Source organism: Pantoea stewartii subsp. stewartii (assembly GCF_008801695.1).
Classification (GTDB): domain Bacteria; phylum Pseudomonadota; class Gammaproteobacteria; order Enterobacterales; family Enterobacteriaceae; genus Pantoea; species Pantoea stewartii.
In genome coordinates, this window is record NZ_VZPF01000014.1 from 55,460 (window position 1) to 70,689 (window position 15,230).

The 15,230-nt window shown below is 55.7% G+C and carries 14 protein-coding genes and 4 pseudogenes; 12 read left to right on the forward strand and 6 right to left on the reverse strand.

Annotated elements, in window-relative coordinates; translation table 11 throughout:
• Window positions 1–39: 39 nt before the first annotated feature.
• Window positions 40–2,535, reverse strand: coding sequence for an ATP-dependent helicase HrpB (hrpB, locus tag F7Q90_RS05745; protein WP_044241290.1), 2,496 nt, complete (start codon window positions 2,533–2,535; stop codon window positions 40–42).
• A 36-nt stretch (window positions 2,536–2,571) separates the two neighbouring features.
• Here hrpB and thpR point away from each other — a divergent pair, with 36 nt between their 5' ends.
• From thpR to panD, 9 genes are all read left to right on the forward strand, one after another.
• Window positions 2,572–3,099 carry an RNA 2',3'-cyclic phosphodiesterase gene (gene thpR / locus F7Q90_RS05750; protein WP_006117734.1) on the forward strand — a complete coding sequence of 176 codons (528 nt, stop codon included), beginning with the start codon at window positions 2,572–2,574 and terminating at the stop codon, window positions 3,097–3,099.
• A gap of 11 nt (window positions 3,100–3,110) precedes the next feature.
• Complete coding sequence (gene sfsA / locus F7Q90_RS05755) at window positions 3,111–3,815, forward strand: DNA/RNA nuclease SfsA (RefSeq protein WP_006117733.1); 705 nt, start codon at window positions 3,111–3,113, stop codon at window positions 3,813–3,815.
• A gap of 247 nt (window positions 3,816–4,062) precedes the next feature.
• On the forward strand, window positions 4,063–4,518 hold the full coding sequence (dksA, locus tag F7Q90_RS05760; protein WP_006117731.1) for an RNA polymerase-binding protein DksA: 456 nt from the start codon (window positions 4,063–4,065) through the stop codon (window positions 4,516–4,518).
• 70 nt (window positions 4,519–4,588) lie between these two features.
• The gene (gene gluQRS, locus F7Q90_RS05765; RefSeq protein WP_006117729.1) at window positions 4,589–5,470 is read left to right on the forward strand and encodes a tRNA glutamyl-Q(34) synthetase GluQRS; all 882 of its coding nucleotides are present in this window, start codon (window positions 4,589–4,591) and stop codon (window positions 5,468–5,470) included.
• Window positions 5,471–5,556: 86 nt separating this feature from the next.
• On the forward strand, window positions 5,557–6,975 hold the full coding sequence (gene pcnB, locus F7Q90_RS05770; protein WP_206536932.1) for a polynucleotide adenylyltransferase PcnB: 1,419 nt from the start codon (window positions 5,557–5,559) through the stop codon (window positions 6,973–6,975).
• Window positions 6,972–7,457, forward strand: coding sequence for a 2-amino-4-hydroxy-6-hydroxymethyldihydropteridine diphosphokinase (folK, locus tag F7Q90_RS05775; protein ID WP_006117727.1), 486 nt, complete (start codon window positions 6,972–6,974; stop codon window positions 7,455–7,457). The genes pcnB and folK overlap by 4 nt, the downstream gene beginning before the upstream one ends.
• 83 nt (window positions 7,458–7,540) lie before the next feature.
• A complete protein-coding gene (panB, locus tag F7Q90_RS05780; protein ID WP_006117726.1) occupies window positions 7,541–8,335 on the forward strand; it encodes a 3-methyl-2-oxobutanoate hydroxymethyltransferase in 795 nt (264 codons plus the stop codon).
• A 15-nt stretch (window positions 8,336–8,350) separates the two neighbouring features.
• Window positions 8,351–9,205 (forward strand): pantoate--beta-alanine ligase, encoded by an 855-nt coding sequence (gene panC / locus F7Q90_RS05785; protein ID WP_006117725.1) that lies wholly within the window; start codon window positions 8,351–8,353, stop codon window positions 9,203–9,205.
• A gap of 51 nt (window positions 9,206–9,256) precedes the next feature.
• Window positions 9,257–9,637, forward strand: a complete 381-nt coding sequence (gene panD, locus F7Q90_RS05790) for an aspartate 1-decarboxylase (RefSeq protein ID WP_006117724.1) — start codon at window positions 9,257–9,259, stop codon at window positions 9,635–9,637.
• Window positions 9,638–9,689: 52 nt separating this feature from the next.
• Here the strand turns inward: panD and F7Q90_RS05795 are convergent, their stop codons facing one another.
• Window positions 9,690–10,460, reverse strand: a complete 771-nt coding sequence (locus F7Q90_RS05795) for an ABC transporter permease (RefSeq protein WP_006117722.1) — start codon at window positions 10,458–10,460, stop codon at window positions 9,690–9,692.
• A complete protein-coding gene (locus F7Q90_RS05800; RefSeq protein WP_006117721.1) occupies window positions 10,457–11,383 on the reverse strand; it encodes an ABC transporter ATP-binding protein in 927 nt (308 codons plus the stop codon). The genes F7Q90_RS05795 and F7Q90_RS05800 overlap by 4 nt, the downstream gene beginning before the upstream one ends.
• Before the next feature lie 106 nt (window positions 11,384–11,489).
• Here F7Q90_RS05800 and can point away from each other — a divergent pair, with 106 nt between their 5' ends.
• The gene (gene can, locus F7Q90_RS05805; protein ID WP_006117720.1) at window positions 11,490–12,155 is read left to right on the forward strand and encodes a carbonate dehydratase; all 666 of its coding nucleotides are present in this window, start codon (window positions 11,490–11,492) and stop codon (window positions 12,153–12,155) included.
• A gap of 59 nt (window positions 12,156–12,214) precedes the next feature.
• Here the strand turns inward: can and hpt are convergent, their stop codons facing one another.
• Window positions 12,215–12,760 (reverse strand): hypoxanthine phosphoribosyltransferase, encoded by a 546-nt coding sequence (hpt, locus tag F7Q90_RS05810; protein WP_006117719.1) that lies wholly within the window; start codon window positions 12,758–12,760, stop codon window positions 12,215–12,217.
• Window positions 12,761–12,994: 234 nt separating this feature from the next.
• On the opposite strand from hpt, the pseudogene F7Q90_RS05815 reads away from it, so the two are divergent.
• Window positions 12,995–13,123 (forward strand): annotated as a pseudogene (locus F7Q90_RS05815) (methionine gamma-lyase); the annotation flags it as partial.
• Window positions 13,124–13,305: 182 nt separating this feature from the next.
• Window positions 13,306–14,460, forward strand: a pseudogene (locus F7Q90_RS05820) (cystathionine gamma-synthase family protein); the annotation flags it as partial.
• A 2-nt stretch (window positions 14,461–14,462) separates the two neighbouring features.
• On the opposite strand, the pseudogene F7Q90_RS05825 reads toward F7Q90_RS05820, so the two are convergent.
• Together F7Q90_RS05825 and F7Q90_RS05830 are read right to left on the reverse strand one after the other, a co-directional pair.
• Window positions 14,463–15,062, reverse strand: a pseudogene (locus tag F7Q90_RS05825) (multicopper oxidase domain-containing protein); the annotation flags it as partial.
• Between the two features lie 19 nt (window positions 15,063–15,081).
• Window positions 15,082–15,230: pseudogene (locus F7Q90_RS05830) on the reverse strand (IS630 family transposase); the annotation flags it as partial.

Consider the following 15,230-nt stretch of genomic DNA (forward strand, 5'->3'; position numbering starts at 1 on the left):
AACTGCTTTCTTCACTGTCGCATGGCAGAACCCTCTGAATTAAAAAGCGGGCCCGCCCTGTGACGTATTCTTTTTCGTCCGCCGGGTCGGTATTGCGGAGGCCGGATCGTCGGGCCAGGTATGTTTGGGATAACGCCCTTTCATTTCTTTTTGCACATCTTTATAGGCACCGCGCCAGAACGCCGCCAGATCGCGGGTGATCTGTAAGGGACGCTGGGCGGGCGATAACAGCTCCAGCACCAGCGGCACGCGACCTTCTGCGACGGCAGGATTACTGGCTTCGCCAAACATTTCCTGAATACGCACCGCCAGTGCGGGCGGTTTATCTGCATCATAGCGAATCGGCAGCCGACTTCCGGTGGGCACAGTGTAATGAGTTGGCAGCACAGTATCCAGCCGCTGACGTTGTGACCATGTGAGCAAATGTAAGAGCGCAGTGACCAGATTGACCGACTGCAGACTCTTCAGATCCCGCACGGCGCTCATCTGCGGTTGCAGCCAGCGATCCAGCGAGTCAAGCAGGCTGGCCTCATCGACGGCGGGCCAGTTCTCTTCGGGCAGCCACTGGGCGGCACACTGGATACGTAACCGCAGTTGCTCAGCCTCCGGCGTCCATCCCAGTACCGATAACCCCTTTTTAGCGACCCAGCGTAGCAGCGCGGCCTGTAACGCCTCCGCATCCGGTCGGGCAAGCGGCTGAGTCTTCAGTATCAGTTCGCCGATCTGCTCACGGCGTAAGGTGCGCAACGTGCCCTTCTCGTCATCCCATTCCACGTCAGTACGCTGTTCGACTAGCTGTGGACAGGCCTGCGTCAATGCCGCAAGCTCGACGGGAAGGGCCAATAGGATACGTGCATCGGGGGCGCTGCTGCCCTGTAATAAGACAGGCGCAATGAGCCATTCGTAACGCGTGAGCGCCTGCTGTTCGTCCAGCCCTGCCCCCAGTCCGTTGGCTAACTGATAGCGTCCGCTGTTATCGCGTCGGCGCGCCAGACGATCGCGAAATCCCGCCGTTAACAACGCGGGAAAATGCGCGTCATCGACCCGTCCGCCTGTGACGCCAAGGCGTTTTTGCCAGTGCTGCGCGCGCCGCAACCAGTGCGGTAAAGGCCGACAGAGAACATCACGTAGATCAACACTGCCCGCGCGGGGCGGATCCTCCAGCACGGCGACGAGTAGTGCCGCGCTGGCCACCGCATCGGCATCACGCCCTGCGGCACATAATATAGCGCTCAGCCTGGCATCACTGCCGAGCTGCGCCATGCGTCTGCCCTGTGTGTTCAGTCGTCCTGATTCATCCAGCGCTCCAAGGCGCATCAGCTGCTGCTGCGCTGCCCGTAAGTGCTTTTCGGGTGGCCGATCGATCCACTGTAGCTGGTCGATGTCTGTACAGCCCCACTGCAGCAGTTCCAGCCACAATGACGCGAGATCGCTGTGCAGGATTTCGGCTTCGCCCTGTGCAGGCGCCCGTTCCGCCTGCTCCTGTGAAGCCAGGTGCAGGCAGATGCCCGGCATCAGTCGTCCGGCACGTCCGGCGCGCTGCGTCATCGACGCCTGGCTGATGCGCTGAGTCTGCAACCGCGTCACGCCGCTGCGTGCATCAAACAGCGCGCGCCGCTCCTGGGCACTGTCCACGACCAGACGAATACCTTCGATCGTTAAGCTGGTTTCGGCAATATTGGTCGCCAGCACCACTTTGCGGCGTCCGGGGGCGGCAGGCAAAATAGCCTGCTGCTGAGCGGCCAGCGGAAGCGCGCCATAAAGCGGCGTTAAATCGACATCCTCATCGACACGGGTTTCCAGCTCGCGTTTTACGCGCGCTATCTCTGCCACGCCGGGCAGAAAAAGCAGCAGCGAGCCGCTTTCCTGTCGCAGCAACTGCGCGACTTCACGCGCTACCGCCTCGTCAAAACGCAGGCTCGGGCTCAACGGAGCATAACGCCGTTCGACCGGATAGCTGCGCCCTTCTGAGGCAATCAGCGGCGCGTCCGGTAGCAGCGTCGCCAGGCGAGTATTATCGAGCGTGGCTGACATCAGCAAAATTTTCAGATCGTCACGCAATCCCTGCTGAACATCCAGCAACAGCGCCAGCGCCAGATCCGCCTGCAGGCTGCGCTCATGAAATTCATCCAGAATCACCAGCGACACGCCATCCAACATCGGATCCTGCTGCAACATGCGCGTCAGAATACCTTCGGTCACCACCTCAAGCCGGGTCATGGGTCCGCTGCAGTTTTCGCCGCGCATGCGGTAACCCACCGTGGCGCCGGGCTGTTCGCCCAGTAGCTCAGCCAGCCGTTGCGCCACGTTGCGCGCGGCCAGTCGGCGTGGCTCCAGCATGATAATGCGCCCTGACAGCGCCTTGTGCTGTAACAGCTGAAGGGGTAACCAGGTGGATTTACCTGCGCCGGTAGGCGCAGCCAGCAGGACGTTCGAGGCCTGATCAAGGGCGCTCAGTAGGTCAGGCAACACCGCGCTGACGGGGAGATCACTCACCAAAAACTCCGCTAATGGCTGTGTTAAGATGGCGCGCATTGTAGCACTCATCCGTGATGATTACCGGAGACCGCCATGGCGTTACAGCGCTTATTTTTTGCTATTGCCCCACCCGAAGACCTGCAACAGCAACTGGTGCAGTGGCGAGCTGATACCTTCAGTGAGGAGGCAGGTCGCCCGATTGCGGCCGCGAACCTTCATCTGACGCTGGCTTTTTTGGGCAAGGTCTCAGCGGAGACCTCAAAACAGCTGCAAACCCTGGCCTCGCGCATCCATCAGCCTGCTTTTGATGTGACGTTAGATGATGCGGGGCACTGGCCGCGCCCCGGCGTGGTCTGGCTGGGCTGTCAGCGTCCACCCCGGGGATTGCTGCAGCTGGCAAGTCTGCTGCGCGCCCAGGCCGCCCGGCACGGCTGTGAGCAGCCCGCTCAGCCTTTTCATCCACACATCACCCTGCTGCGCTCGGCGACGCAACCTGTTGCCCTGCCCCCTCGCGGCTTTCTCTGGCGCTTTACGGCCAGTCAGTTTTCGCTTTTTGCCTCAGAGTACGTAAAAGGGCGGACGCGCTACCGGACACTGGCCACCTGGCCGTTACAGTCATAATCAGGAGCCCTATGCTTTTTTCCCCCGCCCTCAAACCGGCACGTCTGATTACCCGTTACAAACGCTTTCTGGCGGATGTCATTACGCCGGAAGGCGAAACGCTCACCATCCATTGTGCCAACACCGGCGCCATGACCGGCTGTGCAACGCCGGGTGATACCGTGTGGTACTCCACGTCCGACAGCCTGACACGCAAGTACCCGCACAGCTGGGAGATGACCGAGACGCAGCAAGGCCACTGGATTTGCGTGAATACGTTGCGCGCGAATCAACTGGTAAAGGAGGCGCTAAGCGAAAACCAAATTCTGCCGCTGTCGGGCTACGAAGCGTGTCGGGCTGAAGTAAAATACGGCAGCGAAAAAAGTCGAATTGATTTCCTGCTTACAGCACAGGACCGACCTGAGTGCTATATTGAGGTGAAATCCGTAACGCTTTTACAGGAAGGTAAAGGCTATTTTCCGGATGCGGTGACGATTCGAGGACAAAAACACCTGCGCGAGCTGAGTCAGGCTGCGGCAGAAGGTCATCGGGCCGTTTTGTTGTTTGCCGTTCTGCACTCGGGGATTGAGGACGTTTCCCCGGCGCGTCACATCGATGCGGCTTACGCAGAACAACTGGTACAGGCGCGGCTGGGTGGCGTGGAAATTTTGGCGTACCGGGCAGAACTGTCATCAGAAGGCATGTTTATTACAACGGCTGTTGACGTAACGTTGTAATATCAGTGGCATCCTTCTGTGATAGGACTATCTTCTGTCAGGGGCCAACTACGCTGTTCCTCACAGGCTTGTCAAGATGGGCGCAGGAATAATTGCCAACCTTGACGGCTTCTGTTATTTATAGCGGCCTGTTTTTCCCCGTTGGGGGATCGATGTACCCAAGAGTGCGTCATCAATGAAGGTTAGTGTGAATATACTGGCCGATGGCAATCGAAGGGTATAGTGCGTGTTATCCAGGAGAAACAACATGCAAGAAGGGCAAAACCGTAAAACATCGTCCCTGAGTATTCTCGCCATCGCTGGGGTGGAGCCTTATCAGGAGAAGCCGGGCGAAGAGTATATGAATGACGCGCAACTGGACCATTTTCGCAAGATTCTGGAAGCCTGGCGTAATCAATTGCGGGACGAAGTTGATCGCACCGTTACACACATGCAGGATGAAGCCGCTAACTTTCCGGACCCGGTTGACCGTGCCGCTCAGGAAGAGGAATTCAGCCTGGAACTGCGTAACCGCGATCGCGAGCGCAAGCTCATTAAAAAGATCGAAAAAACGCTGAAGAAAGTTGAAGATGACGACTTTGGCTATTGCGATTCCTGTGGCGTTGAGATCGGTATCCGCCGTCTTGAAGCGCGTCCGACGGCCGATCTGTGCATCGACTGTAAGACACTGGCAGAAATTCGTGAGAAGCAAATGGCGGGCTAATGTTGCCGTCTGACTGCAGCCATGCGGCGGGAAAAGGCCCTCTTTTTCCGCCGTCTGGTTCATGAAACCTATGGCATTCTCATCCTGTATCGGGCGCTTTGCGCCGTCTCCCTCTGGTGAACTCCACTTTGGATCGCTGATCGCTGCCTTAGGCAGTTACCTTAGCGCACGCGCGCAGCATGGCCGCTGGCTGGTACGCATTGAGGATATTGATCCTCCCCGTGAAGTCGCAGGAGCCGCCACGCGTATTCTGCACCAGTTAGAACAGTACGGTTTGCACTGGGACGGTGAAGTCATGTGGCAGTCACAGCGCCATGACGCTTATCGGGACGCCCTACAGTGGTTAAGAGCGCACCGGCAGAGTTATTACTGCACCTGCAGCCGAAGCCGCATTCAGCAGCTGGGTGGTTTTTACGACGGGCACTGCCGGGATGCAGGTTCAGGTCCGGAGAATGCGGCACTGCGGTTGCGTCAGCATGCGCCAGTTTTCCAGTTTGAAGACCGGTTACGGGGCACGCTTGTGGCCGATCAGCGGCTGGCTGAAGAGGATTTTATTATTCATCGTCGCGACGGCCTGTTTGCCTACAATCTGGCCGTGGTGGTTGATGACCATCATCAGGGCGTCACCGAGATCGTGCGTGGCGCAGACTTAATCGAGCCGACGGTGCGGCAGATTGCCCTTTATCGACAGTTTGGCTGGGCCGTTCCGGATTATCTGCATTTGCCGTTGGCCATCACTGCTGACGGACACAAACTTTCTAAGCAAAATCATGCGCCCGCGCTGCCGGATGGCGATCCGCGCCCGTGCCTGGTGCAGGCCTTACGGTTTCTGGGACAGCCGGTCAGCGAAGGCTGGCAGGACGATTCTCAGGAGAAACTGCTGTCTGATGCTGTGAAGCAGTGGAATATCGCTTTGATACCGCATGATAACGCCCTGAGAGCGGATGCATAGACAACAGCATTCTCAAATGATTCACAACAGGCTATGATTATCCGCTGATTTTACCTACACCCTAATTGTCACTGTCGAGGTGTCCCATTTTTACCCGAGTCGCTAATTTTTGCCGGAAAGTCCTGAAGCGTGATGACGAGGAAGCACCAGCAGAGGTTGAACCTGAGAGTCATATGACCATCATTCCTCGTGAAAGCCACACCATCTCACGTAAAGACATCAGCGAAAATGCCCTCAAGGTGCTGTATCGTCTGAATAAAGCCGGTTATGAGGCCTACCTGGTGGGCGGTGGCGTTCGCGATTTACTGCTGGGGCAGAAGCCTAAAGACTTCGACGTGACCACAAACGCCACGCCGGAGCAGATGCGTAAACTGTTCCGCAACTGCCGTCTGGTTGGCCGCCGTTTTCGTCTGGCACATGTGATGTTTGGTCCGGAAGTGATCGAAGTGGCTACGTTCCGCGGTCATCATCAGATTGAAGAGAACAGCGAAGATCACAACAATTCCCAGCGTGCCCAGAGCGGTATGCTGCTACGGGACAATATTTTCGGCAGTATTGAAGATGATGCCCAACGGCGTGATTTAACCATTAACAGCCTGTATTACAGCGTGGCCGATTTTTCGGTGCGGGATTATGTTGGCGGCCTGAACGATCTGCAACAAGGCATCATTCGGTTGATCGGCGATCCGGAAACACGCTATCGCGAAGATCCGATGCGCATGCTGCGCGTCGCGCGCTTCGCGGCCAAACTGAATATGCGCATTGCTCCTGAAACGGCAGAGCCCATTCCCCGCCTGGCATCGCTGTTACGCGATGTACCTGCTGCGCGCCTGTTTGAAGAGTCGCTAAAGCTGCTTCAGGCCGGTTATGGCTACAGCACCTGGCTAAAACTGTGTGAATATCAGTTATTCCAGCCGCTGTTCCCTACGCTGGCACGCAACTTTACCGAACAGGGCGACAGCCATATGGAGCGCATGCTCGCCCAGGTGCTGAAGAATACGGACAACCGCATTCAAAATGATATGCGCGTCAATCCGGCGTTTCTGTTCGCGGCCATGTTCTGGTATCCGCAGCTTGAAGCCGCCGAGCGCATTGCGCAGGAAAGCGGCCTGACTTATTACGATGCGTTTGCCCTGGCGATGAATGATACGCTGGATGAAGCCTGCCGTGCGCTGGCCATTCCTAAGCGCATTACGTCGCTGATTCGTGATATCTGGCAGTTGCAGTTACGCATGTCCCGTCGTCACGGTAAACGCGCCTGGAAGCTGATGGAGCATCCGAAGTTCCGTGCGGCTTATGATCTGCTGGCCCTGCGGGCTGAAGTGGAAAATAACCCGGAGCTGCTGCGCCTGAGTAAGTGGTGGGGAGAGTTCCAGGTCGCTGCGCCGCCGCAGCAGAAAACCATGCTCAACACGCTGGGAGACGATCCGGCACCGCGCAGCCGTACGCGCCGCCCGCGTCGTCGTTCTTCCGCGCCCCGTCGTGATAACTCTAACGCGTCATGACGCGCGTTTATCTGGCATTAGGCAGTAACCTTGCCGATCCGCTGCATCAGATTGATGCAGCGTTGTCAGCGCTGGATGCGCTCACCGATGTTCAGCGCATCGCCACCTCGTCCTTTTACCGCACGCCACCTTATGGCCCACCCGATCAGCCCGATTATCTCAATGCGGCGGTGGCCCTCGAGACCACGTTGTCGGCTGAGGCCTTACTGGATGAGACGCAGCGCATCGAGCGGGAACATGGCCGGGTGCGTAAAGCCGAGCGCTGGGGGCCACGCACGCTGGATATTGATATTATGCTGTTTGGTTCAGAGCAGATTCACAGCGAACGCCTGATCGTCCCCCATTACGATATGCTGAACCGTGCGTTTATGCTGGTGCCGCTGCTGGAAATTGCGCCCGATCTGCGTCTGCCTGATGGCCGTCCGCTCCAGCCGCTTATGGCAACGCTTGACTGCGCCAGCATCCGTCCCTGGCACAGCTGACCATCTATTCGCGCGTCACAGATTCCGCTCAGCAACGCGATACAGTAAAATGCGTCCATCTGAATTTCTGAGCTGAGATCGTCATGAAACCCACCACCCTTTCTCATCTGCGTCAGTGCAAAGCGAGCGGTAAAAAATTCGCGACGCTGACCGCTTACGATTTTAGTTTTGCCCGCCTGTTTGCTGACGAAGGCATTCAGGTTCTGCTGGTTGGTGACTCGCTTGGCATGACGGTGCAGGGTCATGATTCCACGCTGCCCGTCACGGTAAGTGATATTGCTTACCATACCGCCGCCGTCCGTCGTGGTGCGCCTCACGCGCTCCTGTTAGCCGATTTGCCTTTCATGAGTTATGCCACACCACAGCAAACTTTTGATAACGCGGCGCAGCTCATGCGCGCCGGGGCCAATATGGTGAAGCTGGAAGGCGGCGCATGGCTGGCCGACAGCGTGCACATGCTGACCGAACGCGCCGTGCCCGTGTGTGGTCATCTGGGCTTAACGCCACAGTCCGTAAATATTTTTGGCGGCTATAAAGTGCAGGGACGTGATGAAGCCGGTGCAGAGCAGCTTATGGCTGACGCGCTGGCGCTTGAGGCCGCAGGCGCACAGCTGATGGTGCTGGAATGCGTACCGGTTGCCCTGGCCCAGCGCGTAACGCAGGCACTGGCGATTCCGGTGATTGGTATTGGCGCAGGCAACGTGACCGATGGACAAATTCTGGTGATGCACGATGCGTTTGGCATTACCGGTGGACATATCCCTAAATTTGCAAAAAATTTCCTGGCGGAGACAGGCGACATCCGTGCCGCCATTCGCCGCTATATTGCTGAGGTTGAAGCAGGAAGCTACCCCGCAGCGGAACACAGTTTCCAGTAATTCAGGAGAATGGCAGTGCTGATCATCGACACTCTGCCCATGCTGCGCCGTGAAGTGCGCCGCTGGCGTCAGCAAGGTAAACGTATTGCGTTAGTGCCCACGATGGGCAATCTGCACGAAGGGCATTTAACGCTGGTAGATGAAGCGCGTGAGCGGGCCGATATTGTGATCGTGTCGGTTTTCGTTAACCCGATGCAGTTTGATCGGCCTGACGATCTGGCGCGCTACCCGCGCACGCTGCAGGAAGACTGTGAGAAACTGAACCGCCATGCGGTGGATGTCGTCTTTGCGCCCTCGCCTGCTGAGGTGTATCCACACGGGCTGGCTAATCAGACCTTTGTCGAAGTGCCGGTGCTTTCATCTTTACTGGAAGGCGCCAGTCGTCCCGGCCATTTTCGCGGCGTGGCGACCATCGTCAGCAAGTTGTTTAATCTAGTTCAGCCCGATATCGCCTGCTTCGGCGAGAAAGATTTCCAGCAGTTAGCCATCATTCGTAAAATGGTGGCAGACATGGGGTTCGATATCGAGATTGTCGGCGTGCCTACGGTGCGAGCCAGGGACGGTCTGGCCCTGAGTTCACGTAACGGCTACCTCACTGAAGATGAGCGTAAGCTGGCACCTGGCCTGAGCCAGGTGATGAATGCGATGGCCGCCCGACTGGCTAATGGTGAACGGCAGATTGACGATATTATTGAAGACGCAACGCGGTCGCTGCAGGAAAAAGGATTGCGTCCGGATGGCCTGGCCATCTGTGATGCGGAAACGCTGCAGCCTCTGACGGTGGACAGTCAGCGAGCCGTCGTGTTAATGGCCGCCTGGCTGGGGAATGCACGGCTGATCGATAATCAACAGGTAGACCTCACGCAGTAGTCTTGCAGACTGAGGGTCACTCTTTTTGGCTGTATAACAAGGTTTCTGACTATGATTCGCATGGTTTTACAAGGCAAACTGCATCGCGTTAAAGTCACGCAGGCGGACCTCAACTATGAAGGCTCCTGCGCCATCGATCAGGATTTCCTTGATGCTTCTGGCATCCTGCAATATGAAGCTATCGATATTTATAACGTGACCAACGGTCAGCGTTTCTCTACTTATGCCATTGCCGCTGAACGCGGATCGAAAATCATTTCGGTCAACGGTGCGGCCGCGCGCTGTGCCTGTGAAGGCGATATCCTGATTATCTGCTCGTATGTCCAGGTCGATGATGCAGAAGCGCGCCAGTGGCAACCTAAAGTGGCCTACTTTGAAGGTGATAACCAGATGAAGCGTCTGGCGAAAGCCCTGCCGGTGCAGCTGGCCTGAGTCTGGTCGCATAAAAAAAAGCAGCGCTAACGCTGCTTTTTTTTCGCCGGTATCAGGTCCGCAATCCGCGGCCCCGCTGAATCAGAAAATACACGGCGATATAAAACACCACGATAAAGGCAATCAGTACCGACATGGTCAAGGTCAGAGGAACATCGTGAATGCCCAGAAAGCCAAAGCGGAAACCGCTGATCATATAAACCACCGGATTAAGTTTTGATACTGCCTGCCAGAAGGGCGGTAACAGCGTCAGCGAATAAAACACGCCGCCCAGATACGTTAGCGGTGTCAGCACAAACGTGGGGATCAGGCTGATATCGTCAAACGTGCGGGCAAACACCGCATTAATCAGTCCCGCCAGCGAGAACAGTACCGCGGTTAGCAGCAGCGTAATGGCCACCATCAGCCATGAATGCACATGAAACGGCACAAAGAACAGCGAAACGGCGGTCACCAGCACACCGACACAGATCCCGCGCGCAACGCCGCCGCCGACATAGCCAGCGATAATAATGTGCGTCGGTACCGGTGCCACCAGCAACTCTTCAATATTGCGCTGAAACTTGGCGCTAAAGAACGACGATGCCACGTTGGCATACGCATTGGTGATCACCGACATCATAATGAGCCCTGGCACAATGAACTGCATATAGCTGAAGCCGTTCATATCGCCGATGCGCGCACCGATGAGGTTACCGAAGATGATAAAATACAGCGTCATGGTGATCACGGGCGGCACCAGCGTCTGGATCCAGATGCGGGCGAACCGGTTCACCTCTTTGGCCCAGATGCTTTTTAACGCCACCCAGTACAAATGTGTCATGCTTTTGCTCCTGTTTTTCCTTGCGTCAGGCCGACGAACAGCTCTTCCAGACGATTCGCTTTATTACGCATACTGAGAACCTGAACGCCCTGTGCGCTGAGCTGGCTAAACACGCTGTTCAGCCCCTGCTCGCGCAGGACTTCAACTTCGAGCGTCGAGGTATCCACTAACCGATACTGGAAACCTTCCAGCGACGGTAACGGGCTGCGCGGGGCCAGATCCAGAATGAAGGTTTCGGATTTGAGCTTCGACAGCAGGGATTTCATTGAGGTGTTTTCAACCAGTTCACCATTTTGAATAATGCCGATATTGCGGCACAGCATTTCCGCTTCTTCAAGATAGTGAGTCGTCAAAATGATGGTCGTCCCCTGCGCATTCAAATCTTTCAGGAAAACCCACATCGACCGACGCAGTTCAATATCCACCCCGGCGGTAGGTTCATCCAGAATCAGCAGTTTGGGCGCGTGCATCAGAGCACGGGCGATCATCAGACGGCGCTTCATCCCGCCAGACAACATGCGCGCCCTTTCGTGACGTTTCTCCCACAGGTCGAGCTGTTTAAGGTACTTTTCGGCCCGCTGAAGGGCCTCACGGCGCTCAACACCATAGTAACCGGCCTGGTTCACCACGATCTGCATGACCGTCTCGAACGGGTTGAAATTGAACTCCTGCGGCACCAGGCCCAGCTGGCGTTTGGCATTGACGACATCTTTTTCCAGATCGTAACCAAAGACGCGGACGCTGCCTTCCGACTTATTCACCAGCGAACTGATAATCCCGATGGTGGTCGATTTGCCCGCGCCGTTGGGTCCCAGTAGCGCATAAAAATCACCAGCTTCGACGTTAAGATCGATGCCCTTGAGCGCCTGTACGCCGCCGGGATAGGTCTTGGTCAGCCGGGAAAGTTCCAGTGCATAGGTCATTCTGAATACATACCCTGTTTTATGGCATTGTAATGCCGTTTGAATTTAGGAAGCCTTCGCCTATAGTACGCGCACGCAAATGCGCAGTAACAGGTTGCTTAACGCCATGACAGACATTGATACCCTGATCAGTAATAACCGCGAGTGGTCCAGATTACTGGTCAAAGAAGATCTTGGTTTTTTTGAGCGACTGGCTCAGGCGCAAAAACCACGTTTCCTTTGGATTGGCTGTTCAGACAGTCGCGTCCCCGCAGAACGTCTGACCGGTCTTGAGCCAGGTGAACTGTTTGTCCACCGTAACGTCGCCAACCTGGTTATCCATACCGATCTTAACTGCCTTTCTGTGGTGCAGTACGCGGTTGAAGTGCTGGAAGTTGAACACATCATCGTGTGCGGCCACTATGGCTGCGGTGGCGTGCAGGCTGCCATGGATAACCCGGAGTTAGGGCTCATTGATAACTGGCTGCTGCACATTCGCGATCTCTGGTACAAGCATAGCGTGTTGCTGGGTGAACTGCCGCCCGATAAACGTCTGGATAAACTCTGCGAAATCAACGTTGTTGAGCAGGTCTACAATCTGGGGCATTCCACCATCTTGCAATCGGCCTGGAAGCGTGGACGTAAAGTCTCGCTACATGGCTGGGTCTACGGTATTCAGGATGGCTGCCTGCGTAACCTGAATGTTACCGCGAACAGCCGCGAAAACCTGGAGCAACGCTATCGTCACGGCATGGCTAACCTGTTAGTCAGTGGCGATTTTCACCGCCCCTGACGCACGCGCGCGACAAGCCTACACGAATCCAGAGGTCAGAGCCTTGGAAGAATGTGCGGTCACTCGCCTGAGGATTCGAGGGGAACCACTTTGCCAATGTAAGGCAGATGGCGATAACGCTGCGCATAATCGATGCCAAAGCCCACCACGAATTCATCAGGGATAGCAAAGCCCACGAATTCAACCTGAACGTCGACTTCACGGCGTTCAGGCTTATCCAGCAGCGTACAGATGGCCAGAGATTTTGGCTCCCGCAGACGCAGGATTTCCCGCACTTTGCTGAGCGTATTGCCTGAGTCAATGATGTCTTCAACGATTAACACGTCTTTACCGCGGATATCCTCATCCAGATCTTTGAGGATTTTGACATCGCGACTGCTGGACATCCCGCTGCCGTAACTGGAGGCGGTCATAAAATCCACTTCGTGCGGCACGTCAATCACGCGGCATAAATCCGCCATAAACATAAATGAGCCACGAAGTAGCCCTACCAGCACCATATCGCTGCCGCTGTCGCGGTAGTGGTCGGTAATTTCTTTGCCCAGTTCCGCGATGCGCGCGGCGATTGCCTGCTCAGGGATCATTACGTCAACAGTGTGTTTCATTGCCTTCAGCCCGGTCTCTCACAAAGCCACGCAGTCTACCATAACAGAAGTCCCTACTGACGCCGCGCAGAGAACGCAAACGTTTACGTGCACTAAAAATCTTCACCTGCGCGCAGGCAGTTGCACAAACAGCATTACCTTAGAACAACCCGGCATTTAGCCACATTAATAGCTGCATGATACGATTTTATCGACATATCGTTATGCAGTTAGCGACCTTATTGGGAGATCTCAATGACTTCACCCTCAAGTAAAAAAACGCACGTTGGCGTCCGCCCACTGCATCCCGAAACACAAATGCTGAACTACGGTTATGATCCGCGCCTGTCTGAAGGGGCCGTGAAACCGCCCGTCTTTTTGACCTCCACCTGGCTTTGTTGAATAAATGGATTTTATGCTGTGGTACTATGAAAACGGTTGTTTCAGATAACATAAAATCAATGCGTTACATGCTTGCGTATGACGGTGTTCTGTCTGGCATCAGCGTTTTCTACCAAAACAGTGCAGACAAAACAGAATGATTACCTATTATTCAACAAAGCCCCTCCACCTTTGTGTTTAACAGTGCAGAAGAAGGCCGCGATTTTTTTGATTATGTTTCCGGCCGCCGTCAGCCTCCCGAAGGTAAAAGTGGCGGACTGGTGTATTCCCGCTTTAATCATCCTAACAGTGAGATCGTCGAGGACCGCCTCGCTCTCTACGAACAGGCAGAAAGTTGCGCGCTGTTTGCCTCCGGCATGGCGGCCATTTCGACGGCGTTGCTGACCTTTACGCGACCAGGGGAAGTGATTTTGCATTCCCAGCCCCTGTACGGCGGTACGGAAACACTGCTCAGTAAAACCCTGCACAACCTTGATATTCGTGCGGTGGGTTTCACTGACGGGCATGATGAAGCCAAAGTGCGCGATGCCGCCCAGCGTGCAATGGCGCAGGGACGCGTCGCCATGATCCTGGTGGAAACGCCGGCAAACCCGACGAACAGCCTTGTGAATATCGCGCTGATGGCCCGTATTGCGGACGACATCGACCGTCAGCAGGGTTCACGCCCGGTCGTCGCCTGTGATAACACCTTACTGGGGCCGATTTTTCAGCAACCGCTCACGCTGGGCGCGGATTTATCGCTGTATTCCCTGACAAAATACGTGGGCGGTCACTCTGACCTGATTGCGGGTGCGGTGATGGGAAACAAAACACTTATGTCGCCGATCCGCGCTCTGCGTAGCGCTATTGGCACTCAGCTTGATCCGCATTCAAGCTGGATGATTGGCCGTTCGCTGGAAACGCTGTCGCTGCGCATGGAAAAAGCCTGCCACAACGCTGAAACCGTCGCCGCCTTTTTACGTACACATCCTGATGTCGCCGCCCTGCACTGGTTACCGTATATGGATGCAGACAGCCCGGCAGGCAGAACCTATCGGGAACAATGCACCGGGGCCGGTTCAACCTTCTCTTTTGACATTGTCGGCGGACAACCTGCAGCGTTTCGTTTCCTGAATGCCCTGACGCTGTTTAAACAGGCCGTCAGTCTGGGCGGGACAGAATCGCTTGCCAGCCATCCTGCCACCACCACCCATTCTGGCGTGCCGGATACAGTGCGTCAGCGCATCGGGATCACCGACGCGACGATACGCTTATCCATCGGTATCGAGAACGCCGGGGATCTGGTGGAGGATATCCGTCTGGCGCTGGCGCAGGCCTGATATCAGGTCACGGTGAAGCCCAGCTTCATGCCGGTGTCTTCATGCTCCAGTAAATGGCAATGCGCCATATACGCATGATCGGCGGCGGCAAGGTGGTTGAAGCGCACCAGCACTTCGCTACGCCAGCCGTCGACATTGACCATGTCTTTCCAGCCCTGACGGTGTGGCGCAGGTGGCTTGCCATTTTCAGAAAGAATACGGAACTGGGTGCCGTGAATATGGAAAGGATGCAGCATGCTGTCGCCTTCACCGGAAATGGTCCATTTTTCAACGGTGCCCTGCTTCACATCAAAGGCTGGCCGCGTCATATCAAATGGCTGGCCATTGATTTTATTGCCATTGTGAAAATCGTAGGCAGGCGCGGCCATCCCGTCATGGTCCATCTTCTGATGATCCATTCCCTGGGACGCGCTGTCGTGCTGCATCGCATGATCATTACCGCCCATAGCCATATCATGGTGCGCACCGTTCCCCATCGCTTTCGCGCCATAGCGTGCCATCAGCGCCTGCATACCTTGCTGATCCAGTTGGGGATCCATACTGAGTTGTAACCAGCGCGATGACAGACCGTCCGTTTTCGGTATGGCCGGTAATGTGGCTAAATAACTGATCCTAATACCGCTACACTTTAGCCAGCCCATGTTTTCCCCCGGGGAATGGGCTGACGGTATTCATAAAGTGATGGACCTTTTTCAACAGTTGCCACATTGAACTGCACTGGTGATTTCGGGTTATTGTCTCATGAAGCGCCTGCCACAACCGTTCGACAT

Bases quoted from the DNA above. Each gene is read 5' to 3' on its own strand.
- can (WP_006117720.1), top strand. From the start codon at position 11,490: ATGACAGACATTGATACCCTGATCAGTAATAACCGCGAGTGGTCCAGA.
- sfsA (WP_006117733.1), top strand. From the start codon at position 3,111: ATGCTTTTTTCCCCCGCCCTCAAACCGGCACGTCTGATTACCCGTTAC.
- thpR (WP_006117734.1), top strand. From the start codon at position 2,572: ATGGCGTTACAGCGCTTATTTTTTGCTATTGCCCCACCCGAAGACCTG.
- panB (WP_006117726.1), top strand. From the start codon at position 7,541: ATGAAACCCACCACCCTTTCTCATCTGCGTCAGTGCAAAGCGAGCGGT.
- F7Q90_RS05795 (WP_006117722.1), bottom strand. From the start codon at position 10,460: ATGACACATTTGTACTGGGTGGCGTTAAAAAGCATCTGGGCCAAAGAG.
- panD (WP_006117724.1), top strand. From the start codon at position 9,257: ATGATTCGCATGGTTTTACAAGGCAAACTGCATCGCGTTAAAGTCACG.
- folK (WP_006117727.1), top strand. From the start codon at position 6,972: ATGACGCGCGTTTATCTGGCATTAGGCAGTAACCTTGCCGATCCGCTG.
- hrpB (WP_044241290.1), bottom strand. From the start codon at position 2,535: ATGCGCGCCATCTTAACACAGCCATTAGCGGAGTTTTTGGTGAGTGAT.
- hpt (WP_006117719.1), bottom strand. From the start codon at position 12,760: ATGAAACACACTGTTGACGTAATGATCCCTGAGCAGGCAATCGCCGCG.
- dksA (WP_006117731.1), top strand. From the start codon at position 4,063: ATGCAAGAAGGGCAAAACCGTAAAACATCGTCCCTGAGTATTCTCGCC.
- gluQRS (WP_006117729.1), top strand. From the start codon at position 4,589: ATGGCATTCTCATCCTGTATCGGGCGCTTTGCGCCGTCTCCCTCTGGT.
- F7Q90_RS05800 (WP_006117721.1), bottom strand. From the start codon at position 11,383: ATGACCTATGCACTGGAACTTTCCCGGCTGACCAAGACCTATCCCGGC.